General features: G+C 70.8%; 23 protein-coding genes. 11 read left to right on the top strand and 12 right to left on the bottom strand.

All coding sequences use genetic code 11. The features are described from left to right. Positions 1-146: 146 nt before the first annotated feature. The 5 genes from HNQ70_RS14975 (at position 147) to HNQ70_RS14960 (ending at position 4,196) form a co-directional block, all read left to right on the top strand. Positions 147-920 (top strand): ferredoxin--NADP reductase, encoded by a 774-nt coding sequence (locus tag HNQ70_RS14975; protein WP_183969068.1) that lies wholly within the window; start codon positions 147-149, stop codon positions 918-920. Positions 921-932: 12 nt separating this feature from the next. Continuing rightward, the gene (locus tag HNQ70_RS20440; protein ID WP_281381664.1) at positions 933-1,058 is read left to right on the top strand and encodes a hypothetical protein; all 126 of its coding nucleotides are present in this window, start codon (positions 933-935) and stop codon (positions 1,056-1,058) included. Positions 1,059-1,095: 37 nt separating this feature from the next. Next, positions 1,096-1,497, top strand: a complete 402-nt coding sequence (locus HNQ70_RS14970) for a group III truncated hemoglobin (RefSeq protein ID WP_183969066.1) — start codon at positions 1,096-1,098, stop codon at positions 1,495-1,497. Between the two features lie 78 nt (positions 1,498-1,575). Then, a complete protein-coding gene (locus HNQ70_RS14965) occupies positions 1,576-1,953 on the top strand; it encodes a DUF2946 domain-containing protein (protein ID WP_183969064.1) in 378 nt (125 codons plus the stop codon). A 218-nt stretch (positions 1,954-2,171) separates the two neighbouring features. Continuing rightward, a complete protein-coding gene (locus HNQ70_RS14960) occupies positions 2,172-4,196 on the top strand; it encodes a TonB-dependent copper receptor (RefSeq protein ID WP_183969062.1) in 2,025 nt (674 codons plus the stop codon). A 24-nt stretch (positions 4,197-4,220) separates the two neighbouring features. Here HNQ70_RS14960 and HNQ70_RS14955 read toward each other — a convergent pair whose 3' ends face one another. Next, positions 4,221-4,727 carry a DUF1993 domain-containing protein gene (locus tag HNQ70_RS14955; protein WP_183969060.1) on the bottom strand — a complete coding sequence of 169 codons (507 nt, stop codon included), beginning with the start codon at positions 4,725-4,727 and terminating at the stop codon, positions 4,221-4,223. 123 nt (positions 4,728-4,850) lie between these two features. Between HNQ70_RS14955 and HNQ70_RS14950 the strand changes: the two genes are divergently transcribed. The 4 genes from HNQ70_RS14950 (at position 4,851) to HNQ70_RS14935 (ending at position 8,659) form a co-directional block, all read left to right on the top strand. Next, positions 4,851-5,960: an S-(hydroxymethyl)glutathione dehydrogenase/class III alcohol dehydrogenase gene (locus tag HNQ70_RS14950; RefSeq protein WP_183969058.1), complete on the top strand. Its 1,110-nt coding sequence runs from the start codon at positions 4,851-4,853 to the stop codon at positions 5,958-5,960. Further along, entirely contained in the window at positions 5,960-6,802 is an 843-nt protein-coding gene (fghA, locus tag HNQ70_RS14945; RefSeq protein ID WP_183969056.1) for an S-formylglutathione hydrolase, read from the top strand. The genes HNQ70_RS14950 and fghA overlap by 1 nt, the downstream gene beginning before the upstream one ends. A 13-nt stretch (positions 6,803-6,815) precedes the next feature. Beyond that, positions 6,816-7,625, top strand: coding sequence for an enoyl-CoA hydratase (locus tag HNQ70_RS14940; protein ID WP_183969054.1), 810 nt, complete (start codon positions 6,816-6,818; stop codon positions 7,623-7,625). A 74-nt stretch (positions 7,626-7,699) separates the two neighbouring features. Next, the gene (locus tag HNQ70_RS14935) at positions 7,700-8,659 is read left to right on the top strand and encodes an MBL fold metallo-hydrolase (protein WP_183969052.1); all 960 of its coding nucleotides are present in this window, start codon (positions 7,700-7,702) and stop codon (positions 8,657-8,659) included. Positions 8,660-8,674: 15 nt separating this feature from the next. Here the strand turns inward: HNQ70_RS14935 and HNQ70_RS14930 are convergent, their stop codons facing one another. Next, positions 8,675-10,693, bottom strand: coding sequence for a TRAP transporter permease (locus HNQ70_RS14930; protein WP_183969050.1), 2,019 nt, complete (start codon positions 10,691-10,693; stop codon positions 8,675-8,677). A gap of 161 nt (positions 10,694-10,854) precedes the next feature. Between HNQ70_RS14930 and HNQ70_RS14925 the strand changes: the two genes are divergently transcribed. Both HNQ70_RS14925 and HNQ70_RS14920 read left to right on the top strand, forming a co-directional pair. Continuing rightward, positions 10,855-12,549, top strand: coding sequence for an AMP-binding protein (locus HNQ70_RS14925; RefSeq protein WP_183969048.1), 1,695 nt, complete (start codon positions 10,855-10,857; stop codon positions 12,547-12,549). Positions 12,550-12,560: 11 nt separating this feature from the next. Further along, on the top strand, positions 12,561-13,187 hold the full coding sequence (locus tag HNQ70_RS14920; RefSeq protein ID WP_183969046.1) for a histidine phosphatase family protein: 627 nt from the start codon (positions 12,561-12,563) through the stop codon (positions 13,185-13,187). A 72-nt stretch (positions 13,188-13,259) separates the two neighbouring features. On the opposite strand, the gene HNQ70_RS14915 is transcribed toward HNQ70_RS14920, so the two are convergent. From HNQ70_RS14915 to HNQ70_RS14870, 10 genes are all read right to left on the bottom strand, one after another. After that, positions 13,260-14,414, bottom strand: a complete 1,155-nt coding sequence (locus HNQ70_RS14915) for an acyl-CoA dehydrogenase family protein (protein ID WP_183969044.1) — start codon at positions 14,412-14,414, stop codon at positions 13,260-13,262. 143 nt (positions 14,415-14,557) lie between these two features. Next, entirely contained in the window at positions 14,558-15,385 is an 828-nt protein-coding gene (locus tag HNQ70_RS14910; RefSeq protein WP_183969042.1) for an HpcH/HpaI aldolase/citrate lyase family protein, read from the bottom strand. A 2-nt stretch (positions 15,386-15,387) separates the two neighbouring features. Continuing rightward, a complete protein-coding gene (locus HNQ70_RS14905; RefSeq protein ID WP_183969040.1) occupies positions 15,388-16,752 on the bottom strand; it encodes an MmgE/PrpD family protein in 1,365 nt (454 codons plus the stop codon). Between the two features lie 16 nt (positions 16,753-16,768). After that, positions 16,769-17,929, bottom strand: coding sequence for an acyl-CoA dehydrogenase family protein (locus HNQ70_RS14900; protein ID WP_183969038.1), 1,161 nt, complete (start codon positions 17,927-17,929; stop codon positions 16,769-16,771). A 92-nt stretch (positions 17,930-18,021) separates the two neighbouring features. Continuing rightward, positions 18,022-18,873, bottom strand: coding sequence for an HTD2 family dehydratase (locus HNQ70_RS14895; protein ID WP_183969036.1), 852 nt, complete (start codon positions 18,871-18,873; stop codon positions 18,022-18,024). 67 nt (positions 18,874-18,940) lie between these two features. Beyond that, positions 18,941-20,119, bottom strand: coding sequence for a CaiB/BaiF CoA transferase family protein (locus HNQ70_RS14890; protein WP_183969034.1), 1,179 nt, complete (start codon positions 20,117-20,119; stop codon positions 18,941-18,943). A gap of 78 nt (positions 20,120-20,197) precedes the next feature. Next, a complete protein-coding gene (locus HNQ70_RS14885; protein ID WP_183969148.1) occupies positions 20,198-21,103 on the bottom strand; it encodes an SDR family NAD(P)-dependent oxidoreductase in 906 nt (301 codons plus the stop codon). A 215-nt stretch (positions 21,104-21,318) separates the two neighbouring features. Next, positions 21,319-22,992, bottom strand: coding sequence for a long-chain fatty acid--CoA ligase (locus HNQ70_RS14880; protein ID WP_183969032.1), 1,674 nt, complete (start codon positions 22,990-22,992; stop codon positions 21,319-21,321). A gap of 19 nt (positions 22,993-23,011) precedes the next feature. Then, the gene (locus HNQ70_RS14875; RefSeq protein WP_183969030.1) at positions 23,012-24,196 is read right to left on the bottom strand and encodes a lipid-transfer protein; all 1,185 of its coding nucleotides are present in this window, start codon (positions 24,194-24,196) and stop codon (positions 23,012-23,014) included. 245 nt (positions 24,197-24,441) lie between these two features. After that, positions 24,442-25,545, bottom strand: coding sequence for an AraC family transcriptional regulator (locus HNQ70_RS14870; protein WP_183969028.1), 1,104 nt, complete (start codon positions 25,543-25,545; stop codon positions 24,442-24,444). Positions 25,546-25,668: the final 123 nt, after the last annotated feature.

Raw genomic sequence — 25,668 nt, 5'->3', positions numbered from 1 at the left:
GGGGGGGGGGGGGGGGGCCCCCCCCGCCGCGGGGGGGGGCGCGGGGCGGGCGGGCGTCCCGCCCCCCCCCCCCCCCCCCCCGGGGGGGGGGGGGGGGCCCCCCCCCCCCCCCCCGCCGCCCGCCACCCACCAGCAAGCCCCCCCCGATGAGCGCATTCGCAGAGGAAGAGGTCCTCAGCGTCCACCACTGGACCGACCGCCTCTTCAGCTTCACCACCACCCGGGACCGCTCGCTGCGGTTCAGCAACGGGCACTTCACGATGATCGGGCTGCAGGTCGACGGCAAGCGGATCATGCGCGCCTACAGCATCGTCAGCGCCAACTACGAGGATCACCTCGAGTTCCTGAGCATCAAGGTGCCGGACGGCCCGCTCACCTCGCGGCTGCAGCACATCAAGACGGGCGACAAGATCATCGTCGGCCGCAAGCCGACCGGCACCCTGCTGATCGACTACCTGCTGCCCGGCAAGCGCCTCTACCTGCTGGGCACCGGCACCGGCCTGGCGCCCTTCATGGCGGTGGTGCGCGACCCCGAGACCTACGAGCGCTACGAGAAGGTGATCCTGGTGCACGGCGTGCGCGAGGTCGAGGAGCTCGCCTACCGTCACTACCTCGAAAAGGAGCTGCCGCAGGACGAGCTGCTGGGCGAGATCGTTGCCGGCAAGCTGCTCTACTACCCGACCGTGACGCGCGAGGATTTCGTCCGCCAGGGCCGGATCCCGGACCTGATCCAGTCCGGCAAGCTCGCCGAGGATCTAGGCCTGCCGCCGCTGAACCGGGCCGAGGACCGCGTGATGCTGTGCGGCAGCCCGGCCATGCTCAAGGACCTGAAGGCGCTGCTCGAGATCCGCGGCTTCCAGGAAGGCAGTACCACGCGCCAGGGCGACTTCGTCGTCGAACGCGCCTTCGTCGAGCAGTAGCGCGGCGCCCGGATGACTGCCTTCTGGATCGCCGGGGCCGCGATCAACCTGATCTTCTTCGGCGCGCTGGCCTGGTGGGCGGTGCGCAACTGGCGGCGCGGCACGCGGCCGCCGGACGATCGGCACGATGCGCGTTAACATTCGTTTCTACTGAATCTTCAAGGCTTCGCGCGCGATGCCCACCCCGGACCTCTGCACCGAGGACGAAGTCGTCCGCCTCGTCCATGACTTCTACGCGAAGGTGCGCGCCGATCCCGAGCTCGGGCCGGTCTTCGACGCGCACATCACCGACTGGGACCATCACCTGTCGAAGATGGTCGACTTCTGGTCATCGACGCTGCGCGGCACTGCGCGCTACCGCGGCACGCCGATGCCTGCCCACGTCGCCCTGCCGGGACTGCATCCCGGCCTGTTCCACCGCTGGCTTGCCCTCTTCGACGAAACGGCGCGGGGCATCGGCAGCCAGGCCATGCAGACTCGTGCCTGCGACCTGGCCCGGCGCATCGCCGAGAGCCTCTGGTTCGGCTACCAGGCGCACCGCGACCCCGAGCGGATCGCGCGCTCGCTGACACACTGACCCGGTTTCCTTGACCGAGGTCAGCGACCGGGGCCCGGATCCGTCCGGTCGGGCCGCCGGCCGCGCTAGACTCGGCAAATGCCCTTCGCCCTCCGCCTGCGCACGCGCATCGCCTGGCTCGCCCTCGCGGCGATGCTGATGTCCGCGCTCGCGCCGGGCATCTCCAGCGCGATGGCCCTGGGCACAGCCCCCGAAATCTGGGGCGAGGTCTGCCGCGCCGAGGGCGCTGCGGCGCCGGACACCGCACCGGGCGTGCCCCCCGGACACGACGCCGGCATGGCCGACTGTCCCTTCTGCCTTCCCCAGGCTGGCGCGCCGGCGCTGCCCAGTCCGGAGCGCGTCTTCGCCGCGCCCGCCGACGGCGGCTCCGCTGCGCCACGGCTGTTCCTGCTCGCGCCCACCGCCTCGTGGCAGTGGCTGGCCGCGCAGGCCCGCGCACCGCCCACCCGCGCCTGACCGCCGGGCCTCCCGGCCGCCGCGTCGAATTCCCCTGGCATCGCCCGGGGGACCTGCGGCGCAGCCACGGCCCCGAAGCCCGATCGCCGCGCCCCGCCCGCCGGGCGGCAGGCGCCGGCAACGTATCGACACGACCGCCGCACGACCCGCGCGGGGCCTCGCGCCCTCCGGCGGGCGCATGCCGCGGACCTGGACACGGACAGGACACGGACCACGAAATGAAGACCCGACCCACCCTGCTGGCGGCAGCGATCGCCGCCCTTCCCCTCGCCTCCTTTCCCCTCGCCGCCCTGGCCGCCGACGCCGGACTCGATGAAGTGGTGGTCACCGCGCCGCGCATGAGCGCGCCGCTCACGGTGGTCAACGACCCCAAGGCGCCGCAGCAGCCGGTGCCCGCCAGCGACGGCGCGAGCTTCCTCAAGAACATCCCCGGCTTCACCGTGATCCGCAAGGGCGGCACCGACGGCGACCCGGTGCTGCGGGGCCTCGCCGGCTCCAGGCTGAACGTGCTGGTCGACGGCGCCGAATTCCACGGCGGCTGCGGCATGCGCATGGACCCGCCCACCGCCTACGTGTTCCCCGAGTCCTTCGACCGGGTCACGGTCATCAAGGGCCCCCAGACCGTGCGCTACGGCAACGGAAACCTTGCCGGCGTGGTGCTGTTCGAGCGGCAGGCGCCGCGCTTCGAGACCACCGGCGCCCGCGGGCACGCCAGCCTGATGGCGGGCTCGTGGGGCAGGCTCGACGGAGTGGCCGACGCCAGCTTCGGCAGCCCGCGCTTCTACCTGCGCGGCACCGTCACGCACTCCGAATCGGACAACTACCGCGACGGCGACGGCAGCCTGGTCCACTCGTTCTACGAGCGCCGCAGCCAGAGCATCGCCGGCGGCTGGACCCCGGACGAGAACACCCGCATCGAGCTTTCAGCGGTGCGCAGCGAGGCGCAGGCCGCCTACGCCGACCGGTCGATGGATGGCAGCGTGTTCGACCGCGAAGGCTACGGGCTGAAGCTCGAGAAGCGCGCACTGTCGGCCCTGGTGCGCCGGGTCGGCCTGCAGTACGACCACAACTACATCGACCACGTGATGGACAACTACTCGCTGCGCGCCAAGCCGGCCGCCGCGAACTACTCGTGGAACAACCCGGACCGCAAGACCGACGGGCTGCGAATCGACGGCGATCTCGCGCTCGGCGAGAGCACTACCGTGACGCTGGGCCTCGACCGGCAGGAGAACGTCCACACGGTGCGCCAGTACAACGGGCCGGCGCCGGTGGCGGTCGGCTCGCGCTCCCGCGGGCGCGACTTCGAATCGACCAACACCGGCCTGTTCGCGGAACTCACGCAGGTGCTCGGCCCGGCGAGCCGGCTGGTGGGCGGCCTGCGCCACGACCGCTTCTCGGCGGACCGGCACAACGCCGCCACCGGGATGGCCAATGGCAGCACCGAGGAGCGGCTAAATGGCGGCTTCCTGCGCTACGAGCACGACCTTGCCGACCGCCCGGTGACGGCCTTCGTGGGCCTGGGCCATGCGCGGCGCCCGGTCGACCACTGGGAGGCGACCACCTACAACGGCCTCACCGCGGCCGGGAGCGTCGCGCCGGAGAAGAACACCCAGCTCGACGCAGGACTGCTCTGGAGCGGCAGGGACCTGGCGGGATCGGTGTCGGTGTTCTGGTCGCGCATCGACGACTACCTGCTCACCGAGGTGAACCCGGCGGCGGCGGGATCCTGCGGCTCCAATCCGGCCAAGTGCCGGGTGCACAACGTGGACGCCACCCGTCACGGCCTGGAGGCGGACTTCGCCTGGCGCTTCGCGCCCGCCTGGACGCTGCGCGGCAGCTACGCCCTCGTGCGCGCCGACAACGACACGATGGACGTGCCGCTCGCGCAGACCCCTGCGGACGAGCTGCGCCTGGGGCTCTCGTGGCGGCGTGACGCGCTGGAGATCGGCGGGGTGACCCGCATCGTGGCCGGGCAGGACCGGGTCCACCTGAACCACGGCAGCATCGTCGGCCAGGACCTCGGGCCCACCGGCGGCTTCGCGACCCTCGCGCTCAACGCCAGCTACCGCTTCAACCGCAAGGTGCTGCTCAGCGGGGGCATCGACAACGTGTTCGACCGCGCCTACGCCGAGCACATCAGCCGCGCCGCGGCGGCAGTCGCCGGCTACGACGCGCCGTCGATCCGGGTCAACGAGCCGGGCCGCTTCGTCTGGGCGAAGCTGACCCTGACCCTGGACTGATCGCCGTACCGCGGGCGGGCTTCCTCAGGCGTGGCCGAGGAAGTCCGCCTTGCCGACCTCCAGGCCGTTGTGACGGAGGATGTCGTAGGCGGTGGTGACGTGGAAGAAGAAGTTGGGCAGCGACCAGTGCAGCAGGAAGGCCTGCCCCTTCATCTCCAGCTTGCGCTCGCGCAGCGGGATCGTGATGTCGCGCTGCTCCTGGCCGGCGATCGATTCACGCGGCACCTGCTCGATGAAGGCCAGCGTGCCGGCAATGCGCTGGCGCAGCTCGGCGAGGGTCTGCTCGTTGTCCTCGTACTTCGGGAAGTCGATTCCGGCCAGCCGCGCCGTGCCCGCGCGCGCCGCGTCGCAGGCGATGCGCACCTGCGAAACCAGCGGCAGCATGTCGGGAAACAGCCGGGCCTGCGCCAGCACCTTGCCGTCGATCTTGCGGGCCTCGGCCCAGGCCTCGGCCTTGCCGAGCACCTTGTCGAGCGCGCCGAGCATCTGGGTGTAGACGGGCACGCTGGCGTCGTAGAGGGAAATGGTCATCTGGTGTCTCGCTGGTTCGGTCGGATGCGGCCGCGGCGCTGCCGCTGTCCGGCATCTGGATGAGGGTGTTCACGCCGGGGGTACGCTAACATCGACCGCCACCCCGAACAAAGGACAACGAAGATGGACGTGCGTGCCGCAGTCGCCTATGAAGCAGGCAAGCCCCTGGTGATCGAGACCGTCCAGCTGGAGGGCCCGCGCGCCTTCGAGGTGCTGGTGGAAGTCAGGGCCACCGGGGTCTGCCACACCGACGAGTTCACCCGCTCTGGCGCGGATCCCGAGGGCCTGTTTCCGGCCATCCTGGGCCACGAGGGCGCCGGCGTGGTGGTCGACGTGGGCCCGGGAGTCACCTCGGTGAAGAAGGGCGACCACGTGATCCCGCTCTACACGCCCGAGTGCCGGCAGTGCAAGTCGTGCCTGTCGCGCAAGACCAACCTCTGCACCGCGATCCGCGCCACGCAGGGCCAGGGCGTGATGCCCGACGGCAGCAGCCGCTTCTCGATCGGCGGGCGCAAGATCCATCACTACATGGGCTGCTCCACCTTCGCGAACTACACGGTGCTGCCCGAGATCGCGGTGGCGAAGATCCGCGAGGACGCCCCCTTCGACAAGGTCTGCTACATCGGCTGCGGCGTCACCACCGGCATCGGCGCGGTGATCAACACCGCCAAGGTGGAGGCGGGCGCCAACGTGGTGGTGTTCGGCCTGGGCGGCATCGGGCTGAACGTGGTGCAGGGCGCGCGCATGGTCGGCGCGGACAAGATCATCGGCGTCGACCTGAACCCGGCGCGCGAGCCGCTGGCGCGCCGCTTCGGGATGACGCACTTCGTGAACCCGAAGGAGGTCGGCGGCGACCTGGTGGCGCACCTGGTCGAGCTCACCGGCGGTGGCGCCGACTACAGTTTCGAATGCGTGGGCAACACGCAGCTGATGCGCCAGGCGCTGGAATGCTGCCACCGCGGCTGGGGCATGTCGGTGATCGTGGGCGTGGCCGGCGCCGGCCAGGAGATCTCCACCCGGCCCTTCCAGCTGGTCACCGGCCGAGTCTGGAAAGGCACGGCCTTCGGCGGCGCGCGCGGCCGCACCGACGTGCCGAAGATCGTCGACTGGTACATGGACGGCAAGATCGACATCGACAGCCTGATCACGCACACCATGCCGCTGGACGACATCAACAAGGCCTTCGACCTGATGCACAGCGGCGAGTCGATCCGCAGCGTGGTGACCTTCTGATGCCGGCGGGCGTCCGGGTGCTCTCCGAGCACGCCTGCTTCGGCGGCGTGCAGGGCTTCTACGCGCACGACTCGCAGGACTGCGACGCCGAGATGCGCTTCTCGGTGTTCCGCCCGCCGCAGGCGGCGTCCGGCCGGGTTCCGGTGCTCTGGTACCTCGCGGGGCTCACCTGCACCGAAGAGACCTTCATGATCAAGGCCGGCGCCCAGCGGCTGGCCGCGGAGCTCGGCCTGATGCTGGTCGCGCCCGACACCAGCCCGCGCGTCCGCCTGCCCGGCGACGACGCCGACTGGGACTTCGGCCTGGCCGCGGGCTTCTACGTGGATGCCACGCGCCAGCCCTGGGCCCGGCACTACCGGATGTACAGCTGGGTGACGCGCGAGCTGCCGCAGCTGCTGGCCGAGGCCTTCCCGGCAGGCGACCGGCACGGCATCTTCGGGCACTCGATGGGCGGGCACGGCGCGCTGGTGTGCGCGCTGCGCAATCCGCAGCGCTACCGATCGGTGTCGGCCTTCGCGCCGATCGCCGCGCCCACGCACTGCCCCTGGGGCCGCAAGGCCTTCGCAGGCTACCTCGGCGAGGACCCCGGCGCCTGGGCTTCCTACGACGCAAGCACGCTCGCCGCGCTGCAGCGCTTCCCCTCGCCGATCCTGGTCGACCAGGGAACGGCCGACAAGTTCCTCGTCGAGCAGCTGATGCCGGAGCGCCTCGAGCAGGCCTGCCGCGCATCCGGCACCGAGCTCAGGCTGCGCATGCACGAGGGCTACGACCACAGTTACTGGTTCGTCCAGAGCTTCGTCGAGGACCACCTGCGGCACCACGCCGCGCTGCTGAATTCCTGAGGACGCCTCCTCGATGACCGACACGACGCCACAGGGCATCCGGGTGCGCATCGACGAGCGCGCAGGCGGCGCGCGCATCGCGCACGTCACCATCGACAACGCGCGCCGGCTCAACAGCCTCAACAGCGCGCTGATGACCGAGTTCGTCGGCGCCATCGAGGCGCTGGCGGCCATCGAGGGCCTGCGCGCAGTGGTGCTCACGGGCGCGGGCGACAAGGCCTTCGTCGGCGGCGCGGACATCGGCGAGATGGCGGCGGTGACCGACGGCGACGGCGCGCGCTCCTTCATCACCCGGGTGCACCGCTGCTGCCACGCGCTCAGGGAGCTGCCGGTGCCGGTGATCGCCCGCCTCCAGGGCTTCACGCTGGGCGCCGGGCTCGAGCTGGCCGCCGCCTGCGACCTGCGGGTCGCCGCCGACAGCGCGCAGTTCGGCATGCCGGAGGTCAGGCTGGGCATTCCGTCGGTGGTCGAGGCTGCCCTGCTTCCCGGGCTGGTCGGCTGGGGGCGCGCGCGCGAGATGCTTCTGCTCGGCGAGAACTTCGGCGCGGCGGAGGCGCTGGCCTGGGGGATGGTTGAGCGGGTGGTCCCGGCCGACGCGCTGGACGCCGTCGTCGAGGGCTGGATCGCCAGCCTGCTGCACACCGGCGCCCACGCGGTGCGGCTGCAGAAGCAGCTGATCCGCCGCTGGGAGGACCTGCCGATGCGCGACGCGGTGCGCGCCGGCATCGACGCCTTCGCCGCGGCCTGGGACAGCGACGAGCCCGCACGGATGATGGGCGAATTCCAGGCCGCGAGAAAGGCCCGGCGGGCTGCGCGCGACTGAACCCGATCACTGAACCCGATCACTGAACCCGGCCGCTGCTCGGCGGCGGACCCCGCACCATGGAGATACATCCGATGAGCATCGATCGACGAGGTTTCATGATGGCGGGCGCTGCGCTCGCAGCAGGCGCGGGCCTGGCCGGCTGCGCAACCAGCCCGGCCCCGTCCGCCGCGGCGCGCCGGATCCCGGGCGTGTCCACCTTCCGGCTCGGCAGCTGGAGCGTCACCTCGATCACCGACGGCCACTTCGAGCGGCCGCTGGCCGAGGACTTCGTGCGCAACGCGAAGCTTGCGCAGGTCCAGGCGGCGCTCAGGGAGGCTGGCCTGCCCACCGACCGGATCACCATCCCGCTGAACGTCTTCCTCGTCGACACCGGCCCGCGCAAGGTGCTGATCGACGCCGGCACCGGCAGCTTCGGCGCGCCCACCTCCGGCCGGCTGCTGGCCAACCTGGGCGCCGCGGGAATCGATCCCGTCTCGATCGACACCGTGCTGATCTCGCACTTCCATGGCGATCACATCAACGGGCTGCGCGACCGCGAAGGCCGCGCGGTGTTCCCGAATGCGCGCGTGATGGTGCCGGCGCCCGAGTGGGACTGGTGGATGGACGACCGCAGGATGAACGCGCAGCCGGTCGACCAGCGCGGCGGCTTCATGGCGGCGCGGCGGGTGTTCGGACCGATCGCGTCCACCGTGGAGCGCTTCGAGCCGGGACGCGAACTTCTGCCGGGAATCGTGTCGATGCCCGCCTACGGACACACGGCCGGCCACACGATGTTCATGCTCAATTCGGGTGGCCAGCGGCTGCTCTACTGGGCCGACCTCACCAACATTGCAGCACTGTTCGTGCGCAACCCCGACTGGCAGGTGAGCTTCGACATGGACCCCGAGACCGCGCGCCGCAGCCGCCGCAGGGTCATGGAAATGGCGCTTGCCGAGAACCTGACGGTAGCCGGATTCCACCTGCCGGACGGCGGAATGGGCCGCCTGGCGCGCCAGGGCAGCGGCTACCGCTTCGTGCCGTTGGCGGCCTGACCGCGCCGGTGGACCTCACGCACGCGCCACCCTCAGCCGCAGCGCGGACAGCGCGAGGGTGGGCAGCAGGATCGCCATCGCGAGCGTGCCCAGCTGGACGGCGGAGTAGCCAACGATGGAGCCGCCCGGCGTCGCGAGCACCACGCCGCCGATCATCAGCAGGACGCGCAGCGGCCACTCCAGGCCGCCGGCGCGCCGCAGGTCACCGATGAAGATCTGGTATCCCTGGATGCCGCCGCAGATGAACAAGGTGCCGAGCAGCACCTTGCCGGCCAGGAAGAGCGCCTCGAGCACGCTGCCCTGCAGCACGAAGGCCGGGTTCATCACGAAGAAGAACGGGATGAAATAGATGATCGAGCCGACCCGCATCGATTCCCATCCCGTCTTCATCGCGGGCGCTCCCGCGATGCCCGCGGCGGCGAAGGACGCGATCGCCACCGGCGGGGTGATCGCCGACAGCATGCCCCAATAGAAGATGAACATGTGCACCGCCATCTTGTTCAACCCCGCCTGTTCGAGCGCGGGGCCGACGAGGATCGCCAGGAAGATGTAGCAGGCGGTGGTGGTGAGCCCGAGGCCGAGCACCAGGCTGGTGACCGCGGTCATCGCCAGCAGCAGCAGCGCGTCGCCGTCGGCGATGCGCAGCAGGTCGCCGGCCAGGCTCGACATGACGCCGGTCATCGAGAACGCGCCGATCAGCAGGCCGCAGCCGGCGAGAATTCCCACCAGCTCGACGAAGGTGCGCCCGTTCACCTCCAGGAACTTCACCACGGTGGCGAGCGTCCACTTCTCGCGGTTGAAGAGCTGGTTCAGCACCAGCAGCAGCACCGTGGCGTAGAACGGCGCGTGGCTCTCGCGTTTCATCACCAGCAGCATGTAGACCAGCAGCGCGATCACGAATACGTAGTACCAGCCCTCGCGCAGCGTGGTCGACATCTTGGGCAGCGACTCGCGCGGCAGGCCATGCAGGCCGTGTCGCGCCGCATACGCGTCGACCTGCATGAAGAGGCCCGCGTAATACAGCACCGAAGGCACCACGGCCGCCAGCGCGACCTCCGCGTAGCTGACGCCGAGGAACTCGGCGATGATGAACGCGGTGGCGCCCATCACCGGGGGCGCGAGCACTGCGCCGGTCGACGCGCAGGCCTCGATCGCCGCCGCGTACGAGGCGCGAAAGCCGGTCTTCTTCATCACGGGGATGGTCATCGTGCCCGCGGTCAGCACGTTGGAGACGATGGAGCCCGACATCATCCCGAGCAGCGCGCTGGCGAAAATGCACACCTTGGCGGCGCCGCCGCGCAAGGTACCGCACAGCGCGAACGAGAGGTTGATGAAGAATTTCCCGGCGCCGGTCATCATCAGCGCGGTGCCGAACACCAGGAAGCCGATCACCGTCTCCGCGAAGGCCTGCAGCGGGATCCCGAGCAGGCTCTCCGACGAGAGCACGTGGTAGGCGCTGGCCTGCTCCAGCGTGGCGTCCTGGCCCTTCAGCGGCCCCAGCCACGTCGAGTCCGCGAACACCGGGTACAGCGTGAACGGCAGGATGCACAGCACCAGGCTCCAGCCCCCGGTGCGCCGCAGGCCTTCCATCAGCACCGCCCACGTCAGGTAGCCTGCCCACACCACCGCGGGCGGCGCGCCGGAGTACTCCCAGCCGAGCTCGGCCGCCTGTCGCACGTGGAACATCAGATAGAGCGCGGCGCCCAGCGTCAGCGCGAACAGCAGCGCGTCGTACCAGGGCACCCGGTCGTAGGAAGCCTTCGGACCCGATGGGAACACCAGGAATACAAAGGGCAGCGTGACCAGCAGCAGCGCGTAGTAGTACTCGGTATTCAGCGGCGTGAAGCCGACGAAGAAGCGCAGCGTGAACTGCTGGTTGATGCACAGCAGGATGGTCAGCGCGGCGCTGGCCACCAGCAGCCAGCGCCAGGCACCGTGCAGTACGCGCACGCGCGTGACCTCGGCGTCCTGGGTGGCGGCGAGGTGCGGATCGTCGGCCTGGAAGGCGCCCGGCTGCGTGGCGGGTTGCTGCATCTGCTTCCCCAGGAGTTCGCTCGGCGGCCCGCCGCTGGATTTTCTTGCCGGCCGAGTGTAGCGACCGCCCGGATCCCCCGTCATCCTCGGAAAACCCGAACGCCCGGCTGATAAACTCATTTCCAGACCGGCGGGGCCACGCCGGCATCCTGGAGACATCGATGTCCGAACTGCAACGCTTCCTTGCCGCGCGTGACCACCTGCTGGCCACGCGCACCGACTACGCGGCGGCCGTCGCCGGCTTCGCCTGGCCCCGGCTGGAGAGCTTCAACTGGGCGCTCGACTACTTCGACGCGATCGCCCGCGGCAACGATGCGCCCGCGCTGCACATCGTCGAGGAATCCGGCAGCGAGGCCAGGCTCAGCTACGCCCAGCTCTCGGCGCGCTCCTCGCAGGTGGCGGGCTTCCTGGCCAGGCATGGCGCGCGGCGCGGCGATCGCATCCTGCTGATGCTCGGCAACGAGGTGCCGCTGTGGGAGTCGATGCTGGCGGCGATCAAGCTGGGCGCGGTGCTGATCCCGGCGACCACGCTGCTCTCCGGCGACGACCTTGCCGACCGGCTGCAGCGCGGCAACGTGCGCCACATCATCACCAACGAGGGAGGCGCCAGCCGGGTCGACGAACTGCCGGCCGCGGTGCTGGCGGGAATCAGCCGGATCTTCGTGGGCGACGGAGCGCGCCCGGGCTGGATCGCCTTCGCCGACAGCGCAGTCGAGCCGGCGGGCTTCCGGCCGGAGGGCGCCACGCGGGCCGACGATCCGCTGCTCGAATACTTCACCTCCGGCACCACCGCCCGTCCGAAGCTGGTGCGGCACACCCACCAGAGCTACCCGGTGGGCCACCTGTCGACGATGTACTGGCTGGGCCTGCAGCGCGGCGACGTGCACTGGACGATCAGCTCGCCCGGCTGGGCCAAGCATGCCTGGAGCTGTTTCTTCGCGCCCTTCAATGCCCAGGCCTGCGTCTTCATCTACAACTACTCGCGCTTCAGCGGCCCCGCCATCCTCGAGACCCTCGTGAAGCACGAGGTCAACACGCTGTGCGCGCCGCCCACGGTGTGGCGGATGCTGATCCAGGAGAACCTCGCCGGCTGGCCGGTGAAACTGCGCGAGCTGATCTCGGCGGGCGAGCCGCTGAACCCGGAAGTCATCGAGCAGGTGCGCGTGGCCTGGAACATCACCATCCGCGACGGCTACGGCCAGACCGAAACCACCGCGCAGATCGGCAACCCGCCCGGCGCGCCGGTGAAGTCGGGCTCGATGGGCAGGCCGCTGCCCGGCTACCCGATCGTGCTGCTCGACCCGGACGGCGCGCCGGCCGAAGAGGGCGAAATCTGCATCGATCTGTCGCGGCGGCCGGTGGCGCTGATGACCGCCTATGCGGACGACGACGAGAAGACCGCCGAAGTGATGCGCGACGGCCACTACCACACCGGCGACGTCGGCATGCGTGACGCCGAGGGCTACATCACCTACGTGGGCCGGGCGGACGACGTGTTCAAGGCGTCGGGCTACCGGATCAGTCCCTTCGAGCTGGAGAGCGTGCTGATCGAGCACCCGGCGGTCGCCGAGGCCGCGGTGGTGCCGTCCCCGGACCCGGTGCGCGGCTACGTGCCCAAGGCCTACGTCATCACTGCGCCGGGCCACGCGCCCGGCCCCGAGACCGCGGCCAGCATCTTCCGCTTCCTGCGCGAGCGCGTGTCCGGCTACAAGCTGGTGCGCAGGATCGAGTTCAGCGACCTGCCCAAGACCATCTCGGGCAAGATCCGTCGCGTCGAGCTGCGCCGCCAGGAGACCGACCGGCCGGACCACGGCCCTCGCAACGAGCTCGAGTTCCTCGAGGAACAGTTCCGCTGAGCGGCGCGCCGATGGAAGCCACCGAACTGCTGCTGATCCGGCACGGCCAGACCGACCTGAACCGGGAGCCCCGCTTCCAGGGGCAGATCGATGCGCCGCTCAACGCGCTGGGCGAGCTGCAGGCACGCCGGCTGGCCGAACGGCTGGCCAGCGAGCGCATCGACCGCCTGGTCTGCAGCGACCTCACCCGCGCCCGGCAGACCGCGGCGCCCAGCGCCGCGCGGTTGGGGCTCACCGTCCTGCCATCGGCACCGTTCCGCGAACAGGGCTTCGGGGTCTTCGAAGGGCTTGCCTTCCCGGAGGTGATCGAGCGCTATCCGCAGGACTGGGCCGCCTGGCTGCGCCACCAGGCAGGCTATGCGCCCCCGGGCGGCGAGAGCAACCTGATCTTCCATGCCCGAGTGATCGCGGCGCTGCGCGCGGTGGCGCAGGCGGTGCCCGGCGGCTCCGCCGCGGTGGTGACCCACGGCGGGGTGCTCGACATGGTCTGGCGCACCGCCCGCGGCCTGCCGCTGGACGGCGCGCGCAGTTGCGCCATCCCGAACGCCGGGATCAACCGGATCCAGGTGCTCGACGAACGCATCGAGATCCTCGCCTGGGCGGACGACGCGCACGTCGCCGACCTCACGCTGCCCTGAGGGCCGCCCCGCCCCGGAAGCCTGCGAAGGCCCCGGGTTCCGGCAGGGCGGCGCGCCGGAAGCCGCGGCCGGTCAGGCCGTTGCGGCGCGGATCATGTTGCGGGCGATGATGATCTGCTGGATCTGCGTGGTGCCCTCGTACAGGCGGAACAGCCGCACGTCGCGGTAGTGCCGCTCCATGCCGTACTCCTCCATGTAGCCCGCGCCGCCGAAGATCTGCACGCCGCGGTCGGCCACCCGGCCCACCATCTCGGACGCGTACATCTTCGCGCACGAGGCCTCGGTGCTGATGTTCTCGCCGTTGTCGCGGCGGCGCGCGGCGTCCAGCGTCATGCACTTGGCGGCGTAGAGCTCGGCCTTGCTGTCGGCCAGCATCGCCTGCACCAGCTGGAACTCGGCGATCGGCTGGCCGAACTGGCGGCGCTCGATCGCGTACTTCAGCGTGTCGTCGAGGATGCGCTCGGCCACGCCGACGCAGATCGCGGCGATGTGGATGCGGCCCTTGTCGAGCACCTTCATCGCGGTCTTGAAGCCCTGGCCCTCGCGCCCGCCGATGATGTTCTCAGCCGGCACGCGCGCGTTCTCGAAGATCACGTCGCAGGTGTGCGCGCCCTGCTGGCCCATCTTGCGGTCGGGCTTGCCCAGGCTGACGCCCGGGGTCTTGGCGTCGACGATGAAGGCGCTGACGCCGCCGGCGCCCTTGACCTTGGGATCGGTGCGCGCCATCAGCGTGAAGAAGCTGGCATAGGGCGCATTGGTGATGTAGCGCTTGGTGCCGTTGACCACGTAGTGGTCGCCGTCGCGGATCGCGGTGGTGCGCAGCGACGCCGCGTCGGAGCCGGCCTCGGGCTCGGTCAGGCCGAAGGAGGCGATCGCCTCGCCGGTGGCCAGCTTGGGCAGCCACTGCGCCTTCTGCTCGGGCGTGCCGTCCATCAGGATGCCCTGCGAGCCGATGCCCACGGTGGTGCCGAACAGCGAGCGGAAGGCCGGCGAGGTGTGTCCCATCTCGAACATCACCAGCACCTCCTCCTCCATCGTGAGGCCCAGGCCGCCGTATTCCTCGGGAATCGTCAGGCCGAACAGGCCCAGGTCCTTCATCTCCTGGGCAATCTCATCGGGAATCCTGTCGTTCTCGGCCACGAGGTTCTCGGCCGGGATCAGGCGCTCGCGCACGAAGCGCGACACGCCGTCGAGCAGGGAGGTCATGGTTTCCTGGTCGCGGATCATTTGTTTTTCCTGGGAGGAGAGAAGGGGGAAGAGGGAAGGGTTGGGGGCGGGCGGCGGGTTGGCGGGCGGGTCGGCGGGCGGGTCGGCGGGCGGGGTCGGCGCGCGGCGGGCGGTGCCGGTCCTGCGAACCTGCCCGACCGCGCTCAGGCCACGGCTTCGCCTGCGCCGGCGAGGATCTCGCGGGCCTTGAGCAGCACGGGGCGGTCGATCATCTTGCCGTCCAGCGCGACTGCTGCGCCGCCGGAGGCGGCATCGGCTGCGACCACGCGGCGCGCCCAGCCGACCTGCTCGGCAGTGGGACGCCAGCAGTCGCTCACCACGCCCACCTGCTTCGGGTGGATGCACAGCTTGGCGCCGAAGCCCAGCCGGCGGGCGCGATGGGTCTCCTCGCGCAGCCGCTCGGGGTCGTCGATCGCGGTGCACACGCCGTCGACCGGCGCCAGCAGCCCGGCAACCCGCGACACCAGCACCAGTTGCGAACGGAAGTGCAGCAGCTCCTCGCCCTCGCCGTCGATTCCCATGTCGACCTGGAAGTCGATGGTGCCGAACAGCAGGCGCTGAACGCCCGGCGCCGTGGCCACCGCATGCGCGTTCCAGATTCCGGCGGCGGTCTCGATCAGCGGCAGCACCGGCACGCCGGCGCCGGCGCGCGCGGCCACCGCTGCGATCTGCTCGGGCCGCTCGGCCTTGGGCAGCACCACGCCGGCGACGCCGGGCAGCCCGCAGATCGCGAGGTCGTCCTCGAACCACGGCGTGTCCGATCCGTTGATCCGCACCAGCACCGGACGCTGCGGCGACAGCCAGCCGGCGATCGCGTCGCGCGCGGCCGCCTTGTCGGCCAGCCCCACCGCGTCCTCGAGATCGAGGATGATCGCGTCGGCGCCCGCCTCGAGCGCCTTCGCGAAGCGCTCGGGCCGGCTGCCGGGCGCGAACAGGTAGCTGCGCACGATGCCCATCGTTGGCTGCGCCATGCTCAAACCGCGGCCGGCAGCAGCCGGTCGACGCGCGCCATGTCCGCCAGCGACCAGATCGCCGCGATGGCGCTGCGCATCTCCGCCTCGCTGGCCGCGTTGCCGAACTTCGCCAGCCGCAGCGCCTTGTCCTCGAGCTCCGGACGGCTCAGCGTGTTGCCGGGATCGCCCTTGGGCTCGTCGACGCGCGCCTCGAAGGTCCGCCCGTCGGTGGTGGTGACGCTGACCTTGCCGATCCAGCGCGCCGGGTAGGCGCCGTCGACCTCGGGGTCGAGCACCATCGTCACCTTCTCGCGGAAGGCGGCGATCCGCGGCGAGTTGTAGTGCTCCTCGAACTCGGTGAGGCCGGCGTTGCGGAAGGCCGCGATCAGGCCCAGCACGGTGCCCATCGAGAACTTGCCCTGGTGCACGGTCTGGGGATTGACCACCGGGCCCAGCACGTCGATCGCGCCCTGGTGGACGCGCGCGGTCACCGAGGCGATGTCCTCGGGAGCGAGGCCGCGGTCGGTGACGATCTCGAGCAGCGCGTCGGCCGCCGGATGCGTGTGGCGGCAGGAGGCGTGGAACTTGAACGAGGTCTCGGCCAGCGCCCAGCGGCTGCCCAGCCGGTCGGTGAGCTTCGCGGGGTCGGCGTCGGTCGACATGCCGGCCGCCATCCCCTGCAGACCCTCGAGGATGCGCTGCGCGCCGGTGAAGCCGTCCTGCGCGAGGTAGGCGGCCATCATGCCGTCGGAGGCCGCCTTCGCGGTGTGCAGCTGCTTGGAGTCGGCCGCGTCGCGCAGAAACTCCCACAGGCCGGCGGCCTGAGTGCCCGCCGAGCCGAAGGCGTCGAGCATCTGCTTCGGCGACAGGCCCAGCAGCCGGCCCACTGCGGCGGCTGCCGCAACCGTGCCCACGGTGGCGGTGGTGTGGAAGATCCGATAGTGCGAGCGCCCGAGGAACTCGCCGATGCGGATGCCGACTTCGTAGCCGGCCACCGAGGCGGTCAGCAGGTCGCGGCCCGAGGCGCCGATCGACTGCGCCACTGCGAGCACCGGCGGGAAGATCACGGCGGCGGGGTGGAACACCGAACCGTTGTGCACGTCGTCCTGCTCGGCGAAGTGCGAGGCCGCCGCATTGACCATCGCAGCGAACATCGGCGTGCTGGCGCCGCGCGAGATCAGCACTTCGGAGGGTCCGGCGGCCGGGCCCATGCGCGCGGCGTAGCGCGCGATGGCCTCGACCGGGCGCGCGCCCTTGCCGGCCAGCGCGGAGCCGAACCAGTCGAGGAACAGATCCTCGGCACGGCGCAGCACCGGCTGCGGAATGTCCTCGAAGCGCAGTCCGGCGGCGAAGTCCGCCAGCGCCTTGCTCGGGTGATCGGTCATGCGGGCCTCCTCGGGCTCAGAAGGAACGGGGCAGCCCGAGCACATGCTCGGCGACGTAGGACAGGATCAGGTTCGTGGAGATCGGCGCCACCTGGTAGAGGCGCGTCTCGCGGAACTTGCGCTCGACGTCGTATTCGCAGGCGAAGCCGAAGCCGCCGTGGAACTGCAGGCAGGCGTTGGCCGCCTCCCAGGACGCCTTGGCCGCCAGATACTTGGCCATGTTGGCCTCGGCGCCGCAGGGCTTGTGCGCGTCGAACAGCTCGCAGGCCTTCCAGCGCATCAGGCTGGCCGCCTCGACCTCGATGTGCGCCTCGGCGATCGGGAACTGCACGCCCTGGTTCTGGCCGATCGGCCGGCCGAACACCACCCGCTCGCTGACGTACTTCGAGACGCGATCGATGAACCAGTGGCCGTCGCCGATGCACTCGGCAGCGATCAGCGTGCGCTCGGCGTTCAGGCCGTCGAGGATGTACTTGAAGCCCTGTCCCTCCTGGCCGATGATGTTCTCGGCAGGGATCTCGAGGTTGTCGAAGAACAGCTCGTTGGTCTCGTGGTTGACCATGTTCAGGATCGGCCGCACGGTGAGACCGTGCCCGATCGCCTCGCGAAGGTCGACCAGGAAGATCGACATCCCTTCGGACTTCTTCTTCACCTCCGACAGCGGCGTGGTGCGCGCCAGCAGGATCATGTAGTCCGAGTGCTGGATCCGCGAGATCCACACCTTCTGGCCGTTGATCACGTAGCGGTCGCCCTTGCGCACCGCGGTAGTCTTGATCTTGGTGGTGTCGGTGCCCGTGGTGGGCTCGGTCACGCCCATCGACTGCAGGCGCAGTTCGCCGGCGGCGATCTTGGGCAGGAACTCCTCCTTCTGCGCCTTCGAGCCGTGGCGCAGCAGCGTGCCCATGTTGTACATCTGGCCGTGGCAGGCGCCGGAGTTGCCGCCCGCGCGGTTGATTTCCTCCATGATCACCGAGGCTTCGGTCAGGCCGAGGCCCGAACCGCCGTATTCCTGCGGGATCAGCGCGGCCATCCAGCCGGCCTTGGTCAGCGCATCGACGAAGTCGGCCGGGTAGGCGCGCTGCTCGTCGACCTTGCGGAAGTATTCGTCCGGAAACTGGGCGCAGAGGGCGCGCACTGCGTCGCGGATTTCCTGGTAGGCGTCGGTCTGTCGTTGCACGTTCGGGGTTCCTGGAGACGTTGAAGGATGTCGGTTGGGTCGCGGCCCCGCGCGCGCCCTTGCCGGCGCGCAGCGGGCCGCGGGGAAAGGCGTCAGCCCAGCGTCGCGCTGGCGTCCATGCAGAGCGCGCCGTCGGGGCCGGCGGCCCAGAGCTTCACCGTGCCGTCGGCCTGCGGCCGGCCGCAGACGCGGAAGGGCGCGGTGTCGAACAGCGGCTTCATCGCGCGAAAGCGGTAGCCGGTGATCCGCGCGCCCGGCTGCTCGCGGCGCACCAGATCGAGCAGCAGCGTGGCGATCAGCGGGCCGTGCACCACCAGGCCGGGGTAGCCTTCCTCGCCCATCGCGTAGGGACGGTCGTAGTGGATGCGGTGGCCGTTGAAGGTCAGCGCGGAATAGCGGAACAGCAGCAGCGGATCGGGGCGGATCTCGCGGGTCCAGGCGCCATCCGTCGGGGCCGGCGTGGGCGCGGGGGGCGGATCCGCCGGGTTGGGCGCATCGCGGTAGACGATGTCCTGCTCCTCGACCATCGCCAGGCCGTCCGCGCCGCTGCTCTCGTGGACCACCTTGACGAACACCAGCGTGCCGCTGCGCCCGCTCTTGGGGGTGACCTCGGTGATCCGCGACACCCGGGTCACCTGCTCGCCCACGCGCAGCGGGCGGTGCCAGGTGAGCCTGCTGCCGGCGAACATGCGCCTCGGCAGGGGCACCGGCGGCATGAACCCGCCGCGCGCAGGATGCCCGTCGGGACCGGCCTCGGAGTGCCGGTACATCGGCAGGAAGTACAGCCAGTGCCACAGCCCCGGCAGCGGATCGCCGTCCAGCGGCGGCGGATCCTCGCGGTCGAGCGTGTTGGACATCGCGGCCACCGGCACCGGGGTGATCGTGTCGATGCGGGTCTCGCTGCGGCCGATCCAGTCGCGCAGCCTCTCGAGTTCAGCGGTCATTCTCCCCCCTGTCGTTGGCGGATCCGGTGTGCGGATGCGGTTGGCGGATGCGGTTTGCTCGGCCCGGTCAGACGACCTGGGCGGCACGCAGCGCCGCAATCCGCGGGGCGTCGAAGCCCAGCTCGGCCAGGATGCCGTCGGTGTGTTCGCCCAGCGCCGGGATCGGGTCCATCCGCGGCTCGAACGCGCTGTTCGAAGCCGGCGGCAGCAGCGAGGCCACCGGCCCCACCGGCGAGGCCACTTCGCGCCAGCGCCCGCGCGCCTGCAGCTGCGGATGCTGCCACAGGTCGGCAGGGGTGTTGACCCGGGCGGTCGCCAGGTTCGCGCGGTCGAGCCTGGCTTCGAGCTCGTCGGCGGTCAGGTCGCGGAAGACCTCGCCGATCAGCGCTTCGAGCGCAGCGCGGTTCTCGGTGCGCAGCGTGTTCGACGCGAAGCGCGGATCCTTCTCCAGCGCGGCATTGCCGATGACCTCGCGGCAGAAGGTGGCCCACTCGCGCTCGTTCTGCAGGCCCATCATCACGGTGCGACCGTCGCCCACCGGGAAGGGGCCGTAGGGAACGACGCTGGGATGGAAGGCGCCGGTGCGCGGCGCCGGCGGCTGGCCGCCGTAGGTGTAGTACATCGGGTTGCCCATCCACTCGGCGAGCGTCTCGAACATCGCCACGTCGATGTGCGAACCCTTGCCGGTGCGCTCGCGCAGCAGCAGCGCGGCCAGCACGCTGGAGTACGCGTACATGCCCGCCGAGGTGTCCGCCGCCGAGAAGCCCGCGCGCGCCATCGAATCGGGCGTGCCGGTGACCGCCAGCAGTCCGGCCTCGGCCTGCACCATCAGGTCGTAGGCCTTCTTGTCGCGGTAGGGACCGTCCGCGCCATAGCCGGAGACGTCGCAGACGACGATCCGCGGGTGCTTCGGGCTCAGCGCCTCGTAGGACAGCCCGAGCCGCGCGGCCGCGCCGGGCGCGAGGTTCTGCACGATGACGTCGGCGCGCTCGATGAGGCCGTCGAGGATCGGCCGGGCGTCCGGGTGCTTGATGTCGAGCGTCAGGCTCTCCTTCGAGCGGTTCGCCCAGGCAAAGTAGGACGACAGCCCGTTGACGCGCTGGTCGTAGCCGCGCGCGAAGTCGCCGGCGCCCGGGCGCTCGATCTTGATGACGCGCGCGCCGAGGTCCGCCAGGTGCCGCGTGCACACCGGCGCCGCCACCGCGTGTTCGAACGCGAGGACCGTGATTCCGTCGAGAGGACGCATGCTCATTGCCTAGTGAATGGGACAGGGGAGCCGGCCGCGGGCGGCGGTGCGCGCCGCGGCCGGCCGGCCATCGTCAGGTCAGATGGGGTCCCAGGTGAACACGTCGCCCGAGCGCTCGAGCGCGAAGAACGAGCTCTTGAGCGCCGGCATCGCGTGCTCGGCGACAGTCTCGGGGGTCCAGCCTTCGGAGCGGTGCACCGAACGCACCGGACGCGGCTGGCTGATCAGGAAGATCTCGTTGTTGCGCACCGCAAAGATCTGGCCGTTCACTTCCTTGGCCGCATCGCTGCCAAGGTAGACCGCGATCGGAGCGATCTTGGCCGGCGTCATCTGCTTGATGCGCTCGACGCGGGCCTTCTCCTCGTCGGTCTCGGTCGGGATCGAACCGATCATCCGGCTCCAGGCGAAGGGCGCGATGCAGTTCGAGCGGACGTTGAAGCGCAGCATGTCCAGCGCGATCGACTTCGACAGCGCGGCGATGCCCAGCTTGGCGGCCGAGTAGTTGGCCTGGCCGAAGTTGCCGATCAGGCCCGACGTCGAGGTCATGTGCACGAACGCCCCGGAGCCCTGCTCCTTGAAGTGGTTGGCGGCCGCGCGGCTCACGTAGTAGGCGCCGTACAGGTGCACCTTGATGACCGCGTCCCACTCGGGCTCGCTCATCTTGTGGAAGAAGCGGTCGCGCAGGATACCGGCGTTGTTCACGACGACGTCGATGCGGCCGAAGGTGTCGACCGCGGTCTCGACGATGCGCTGCGCCGCGGCGGGCTCGGAGACGCTGTCAGTGTTGGCGACGGCCTTGCCGCCGGCGGCCTTGATCTCGTCGACCACGCGCTGCGCGGGGCCGGCGTCGTTGCCTTCGCCGCTGACCGAGGCGCCGATGTCGTTGACCACCACCTGCGCGCCATGCTTCGCCATCATCAGCGCGATGTCGCGGCCGATTCCGCCACCCGCGCCCGTCACCACGACGACCTTGCCTTCGACCATTCCGCTCATGTTCATTCCTCTGGTTGTTCCGTGTTCTGACCCCCTGGGACCATCCCCCGGGGCCGCTTGCCATCTCCGTGCAGGCCCGATCGCGCCCGCTCCGATCGCCCTCGTCGGGGACTGCCCATCGTCCGCACTGCCGGACGAGGCCGGCGTGCGGATGATACGGGCGATCCCTCCGGGACGCCTGCCGGCGCGGTCCGACCGCGCACCGTTCAGGACTCCTTGCCGGCCGCCTCCCGCTCCTGGAGCTCGCGCCAGCTGACCTTGCCCGTCGCCGATTTCGGCAGGGCGTCGATGAACTCGACGATGCGCGGCACCTTGTAGGCGGACATCATCGTTCGGCACCATGTTTCGATCGCCTCGGCGGTCAGCGTGCCCCGTGCAGGCGGCTTCGGCACCACGAAGGCCTTCACCGTCTCGCCGCGGCGCGCATCGCGCACGCCGATCACGCAGACCTCATGGATGTCCGGGTGCCCGTACATCAGGTTCTCCACCTCCGCGGGCCACACCTTGTAGCCGGAGGCGTTGATCATGCGCTTGAGCCGGTCGCGCATGAAGAAATAGCCGTCCTCGTCGAGGCAGGCGAGGTCGCCGGTGCGCAGGAAGCGCTTGCCGTCGCGTTCGATGAAGGCCTGCTCGTTGGCCTGCGGGTTGTTCCAGTAGCCGAGCATGACCTGCGGCGCGCTGGTGATCAGCTCGCCGGTCTCGCCCTGCGGCAGCTCCTCCAGCGTTTCCGGATCGACGATGCGCGAGTCGACCTCGAAGGTGGGCATGCCCAGGCACTGCCGTTTGGGCCGGTGCGGCGGGTTGCCGTGCAGGAAGGACGCGGTCTCGGTCATTCCGTAGCCTTCGAGGTAGGCGAGTCCGAAGCGATCGTGCAGCATCGTCGCCACCGACTCCGGCATCGCCGCACCGCCGCCGGTCAGCACCGCCAGGCTGGACAGGTCGCGCGATCCGATGTCCGGCTGAGCGAAGAAGTCGACCAGCATCGCCGGCGGCGCGGTCCAGACGCTGACCCCATAGCGCTCGATCAGCGTCGCGGCGGCGGCCGGGTCCCAGCGCGGCAGCATCGCCACGGTGCCGCCGAGGCAGATCGGCAGATTCATGCCGTTCTGCATGCCCAGCAGGTGGAACATCGGCGCCACGCCGAGCGCGACCGACTCCGAGCTGAGGCCGCGCCAGAAGGCCGAGCCCACCAGCGAACAGGTCATCGTGTAGTGGGTGTGGATGCAGCCCTTCGGATGGCCGGTGGTGCCCGAGGTGTAGGGCAGCACGCACAGATCGTCCGGGCCGGCGAGATGCGGCGCCGGCGCCAGGCCCGCGCCGAGCGCGTCCGCCCAGGCGGTGACCGCGGGGTGTTCGACCGGCGCGCTGCGCGCCGAGACCCAGTTGGGCACCTGCATGTCGGTGGGCGCCTCGAGGGCATCCGCGTACTCGAGCACCACCGCGTGGCGCAGGCGGCCCTCGTCGACGGCGGCCCGGGCGCTCGCGAAGAGGTCGCGCGCCACCACGCCAACGCTGGCGCCGCTGTCGGCCAGGTAGTAGTCGAACTCGCCGGCGGTGCTCATCGCATTGACCGGCACCACGGCGGCGTCGGCACGCAGGATCGCGTAGTAGGCGACGATGTACTGCGGGCAGTTCTGGCTGAACAGCGCCACCCGGTCGCCGCGGCGCACGCCGCAGCGCTGCTGCAGGAAGGCCGCCAGGCGGTCGACGCGCTCGCGCAGCTGCGCGTAGCGGATCACCGTGTCGTAGAAGACGATCGCCGCCTTGTCCGGATAGCGGGTGGCCGCCACCTCCAGGTTGTACCAGAGGCTGGTGCGCGGGAAGTGCAGGGTACGGGGCAGGCCCCTGGGCCAGAAACGTTCGTGTGCGGTCCGGTTCATCGCTTGCGTGCCCTTGCGGTCAGGCGGCCTGGTAGAGGGTGACGACGCAGGCGCCGCCGAGCCCGAGGTTGTGCTGCAGCGCCAGCCGCGCGCCTTCCACCTGGCGCTGCTCCGCCTGGCCGCGCAGCTGCCAGGTCAGCTCGGCGCACTGCGCCAGGCCGGTGGCGCCCAGCGGATGCCCCTTGGAGAGCAGCCCGCCGGAGGGATTGGTGACGATCCGGCCGCCGTAGGTGTTGTCGCCGTCCAGGATGAAGCGCTCGGCGGTGCCCTCCGGCGTGAGGCCGAGCGCCTCGTAGCTGATCAGCTCGTTGGCGGTGAAGCAGTCGTGGAGCTCGACCACGTCGAGATCCTCCGGTCCGATGCCCGCCTCCTCGTAGACCCTGGCCGCGGCCTCGCGCGCCATCCCGTAGCCGACCAGTCTGCGCAGGTCGCCGGAGTCGAAGCTGGCGGCGGTGTCGGTGGTCATCGCCTGCGCAGCGATCGTCACCCGCTGGTCGAGCCCGTGGCGCCGGGCGAAGTCCGCCGAGCAGAGCACTGCCGCCGCCGCGCCGCAGGTCGGCGGGCAGCACTGCAGGCGGGTCAGCGGGAAGAACACCGTCGGGGAGGCCATCACCTCGTCCAGGGTGACGGTCTTGCGGAGCAGCGCCATCGGGTTGCGGGCGGCGTGCTGGCGGGCCTTCACCGAGATGCGCGCGAAGGTATCGGGGCGGATGCCGTGCTCGCGCAGGTAGTCGCGCGCGGCGCCGCCGAAGAGCTGTGCGGCGAGGGGCGCGGCCGGGTCCAGCCCCTGGTGGGCGTTCATCGCATCGACGAAACGCGCCAGCGGCGCCGGGCGGTCCTCGCAGGCGCCCTTCAGCGCGCCCGGGACCATCTGCTCGAAGCCCAGCGCCAGCGCGCATTCGACCGCACCGGAGGCGACCGCCTGCCGGGCGAGGAACAGCGCGGTCGAACCGGTGGCGCAGTTGTTGTTCACGTTGACGACCGGAATGCCTGTCATGCCCACTTCGTACAGCGCTGCCTGCCCGCAGGTGGAGTCGCCGTAGACGTAACCGGCGTACGCCTGGGCGACCAGGCCGTAGCCGATGCCGGCGTCGGCGAGCGCGGCGCGCGCGGCCATGGCGCCCATGGCCGGATAGGGCCCGCTCGCCCCCGGCTTCGTGAACGGGATCATTCCCACGCCCACCACGTGCACCTTGCGTGTCATCGCCTGTCGCTCCTGCGGTGTCCGGCAGCCGGCGCCGCGCGCACGGTCCGCTGGGCGCGTCCGGCAGCGTCCGACGGGTTCCGGAAGCGCCTCGGAGTGTGCGCCGTCCGGCGGCGGCAAAGAATGACCGGGACTGCCAAAAGCAGTGACGCAAAGTATCAGGCTCACCACGGGCGTCACCCGCGAGCGCCGCCCTTTCGCACCGCCCGCGCGACGGCCGACGCGAGCGCTCCGCTGACGGCGGCTCAGTCCGGCGGCCGGCCGGGACCGGGCACGTCGACCAGGCGGGCGACCCGGTATTCGCCGGGCGCCGCCCCCGTCCAGCGCTTGAACGCGCGATGGAAGGCGCTGGGTTCGGAGAAGCCGAGCAGCCCGGCGACGTCGACCAGAGTCAGGTCGGGACGCGCCAGGTACTCGATCGCCGCGTCGCGGCGCAGGTCGTCCTTGAGGGCCTGGAAGCCCTGCCCCTCGTCCCGGAGACGCCTGCGCAGGGTCTGCGGAGTCATCGCCAGCGCGCGCCCGACCTCCTCGAGCGAGGGCATTTCCGCGTCGAGGCGCCGGCGCAGCAGCCGGCGGATCCGCTCGGTGACGCTGGCGCCGTCCCGGTAGCGGACGACCAGGGTTGCGGGCGCCTGGCGCAGGAACTCGCCCAGGCTCTGGCGGCTCTGGACCACCGGCAGCTCCAGCCAGCGCGCGTCGAAAGCGAGCGCATGGGCCGCCTGCCCGTAGCGGATCGGCGCCTGGAACAGCCGGTAGGCGTCCGAGCCTTCGTCCGCCGAACTCTCGCGGTAGTCGACCCGCAGCAGCGGGATGCGCCGCGCGACCAGCCAGCAGGCCAGGCCCAGCCCCATGAACAGGAAGACCCGCTGCGCGTAGCCCAGGCAGGGGTCCGTGCCGACGCCAGTTTCGCGCAGGCGGATCGTCGCGACGCCGCCGGACACCGCCAACCGGGCCGAGAAGTCGTCGATCAGCAGGTTCCAGAAGCGCAGCCCGTCGGCCAGCGCCTCGCCCAGCGTTGCGCAATTCACCAGGTGACGGCAGCCGAGCGCGAAGGCCCCCAGCGGCACCGGGCGGGCGCACAGCCCCCACAGTTCGTCGCGGGTGACGCGGCGCAGGGTGCGCATCAGCGCCGCGTACTGCATCTGCGAGATTCGCGACAAGGGCGAGCCCAGCAAGGCGGGCGGGATCCCCGAACGCCGCAGGATGGCGCCGACGTCGCGCCCCTGGCGGCGCACGCCCAGGAGGATCTGCTCCACCTGGTAGATGGCCACGGTCGGGCGCGCGACCGCGGCAGCGCCGGCGGCCCCGGCTGGGCGCTTCGCAGGCGCGTATGGGCCGCTGGTGTTCATCGCGAGATTCTAGGAGCCCGCCGCAGGCGCGGCCAGCGCGGCGCGGCGATGGCAGGCCGCATGCGAGGGACCGACCGGCTACTGGCTGCGGTCAGGCGGGGCGCCGGACTCATCCTGATGGTG

It is taken from the genome of Quisquiliibacterium transsilvanicum, from assembly GCF_014202215.1.
GTDB classification, from domain to species: domain Bacteria; phylum Pseudomonadota; class Gammaproteobacteria; order Burkholderiales; family Burkholderiaceae_E; genus Quisquiliibacterium; species Quisquiliibacterium transsilvanicum.
This window is presented reverse-complemented; position numbering and strand designations above follow the sequence as displayed.

What these genes read in the sequence shown, in the direction of transcription:
- HNQ70_RS14975 (WP_183969068.1), top strand. Translation starts at nt 147, where the DNA reads ATGAGCGCATTCGCAGAGGAAGAGGTCCTCAGCGTCCACCACTGGACC.
- HNQ70_RS20440 (WP_281381664.1), top strand. Translation starts at nt 933, where the DNA reads ATGACTGCCTTCTGGATCGCCGGGGCCGCGATCAACCTGATCTTCTTC.
- HNQ70_RS14970 (WP_183969066.1), top strand. Translation starts at nt 1,096, where the DNA reads ATGCCCACCCCGGACCTCTGCACCGAGGACGAAGTCGTCCGCCTCGTC.
- HNQ70_RS14965 (WP_183969064.1), top strand. Translation starts at nt 1,576, where the DNA reads ATGCCCTTCGCCCTCCGCCTGCGCACGCGCATCGCCTGGCTCGCCCTC.
- HNQ70_RS14960 (WP_183969062.1), top strand. Translation starts at nt 2,172, where the DNA reads ATGAAGACCCGACCCACCCTGCTGGCGGCAGCGATCGCCGCCCTTCCC.
- HNQ70_RS14955 (WP_183969060.1), bottom strand. Translation starts at nt 4,727, where the DNA reads ATGACCATTTCCCTCTACGACGCCAGCGTGCCCGTCTACACCCAGATG.
- HNQ70_RS14950 (WP_183969058.1), top strand. Translation starts at nt 4,851, where the DNA reads ATGGACGTGCGTGCCGCAGTCGCCTATGAAGCAGGCAAGCCCCTGGTG.
- fghA (WP_183969056.1), top strand. Translation starts at nt 5,960, where the DNA reads ATGCCGGCGGGCGTCCGGGTGCTCTCCGAGCACGCCTGCTTCGGCGGC.
- HNQ70_RS14940 (WP_183969054.1), top strand. Translation starts at nt 6,816, where the DNA reads ATGACCGACACGACGCCACAGGGCATCCGGGTGCGCATCGACGAGCGC.
- HNQ70_RS14935 (WP_183969052.1), top strand. Translation starts at nt 7,700, where the DNA reads ATGAGCATCGATCGACGAGGTTTCATGATGGCGGGCGCTGCGCTCGCA.
- HNQ70_RS14930 (WP_183969050.1), bottom strand. Translation starts at nt 10,693, where the DNA reads ATGCAGCAACCCGCCACGCAGCCGGGCGCCTTCCAGGCCGACGATCCG.
- HNQ70_RS14925 (WP_183969048.1), top strand. Translation starts at nt 10,855, where the DNA reads ATGTCCGAACTGCAACGCTTCCTTGCCGCGCGTGACCACCTGCTGGCC.
- HNQ70_RS14920 (WP_183969046.1), top strand. Translation starts at nt 12,561, where the DNA reads ATGGAAGCCACCGAACTGCTGCTGATCCGGCACGGCCAGACCGACCTG.
- HNQ70_RS14915 (WP_183969044.1), bottom strand. Translation starts at nt 14,414, where the DNA reads ATGATCCGCGACCAGGAAACCATGACCTCCCTGCTCGACGGCGTGTCG.
- HNQ70_RS14910 (WP_183969042.1), bottom strand. Translation starts at nt 15,385, where the DNA reads ATGGCGCAGCCAACGATGGGCATCGTGCGCAGCTACCTGTTCGCGCCC.
- HNQ70_RS14905 (WP_183969040.1), bottom strand. Translation starts at nt 16,752, where the DNA reads ATGACCGATCACCCGAGCAAGGCGCTGGCGGACTTCGCCGCCGGACTG.
- HNQ70_RS14895 (WP_183969036.1), bottom strand. Translation starts at nt 18,873, where the DNA reads ATGACCGCTGAACTCGAGAGGCTGCGCGACTGGATCGGCCGCAGCGAG.
- HNQ70_RS14890 (WP_183969034.1), bottom strand. Translation starts at nt 20,119, where the DNA reads ATGCGTCCTCTCGACGGAATCACGGTCCTCGCGTTCGAACACGCGGTG.
- HNQ70_RS14885 (WP_183969148.1), bottom strand. Translation starts at nt 21,103, where the DNA reads ATGGTCGAAGGCAAGGTCGTCGTGGTGACGGGCGCGGGTGGCGGAATC.
- HNQ70_RS14880 (WP_183969032.1), bottom strand. Translation starts at nt 22,992, where the DNA reads ATGAACCGGACCGCACACGAACGTTTCTGGCCCAGGGGCCTGCCCCGT.
- HNQ70_RS14875 (WP_183969030.1), bottom strand. Translation starts at nt 24,196, where the DNA reads ATGACACGCAAGGTGCACGTGGTGGGCGTGGGAATGATCCCGTTCACG.
- HNQ70_RS14870 (WP_183969028.1), bottom strand. Translation starts at nt 25,545, where the DNA reads ATGAACACCAGCGGCCCATACGCGCCTGCGAAGCGCCCAGCCGGGGCC.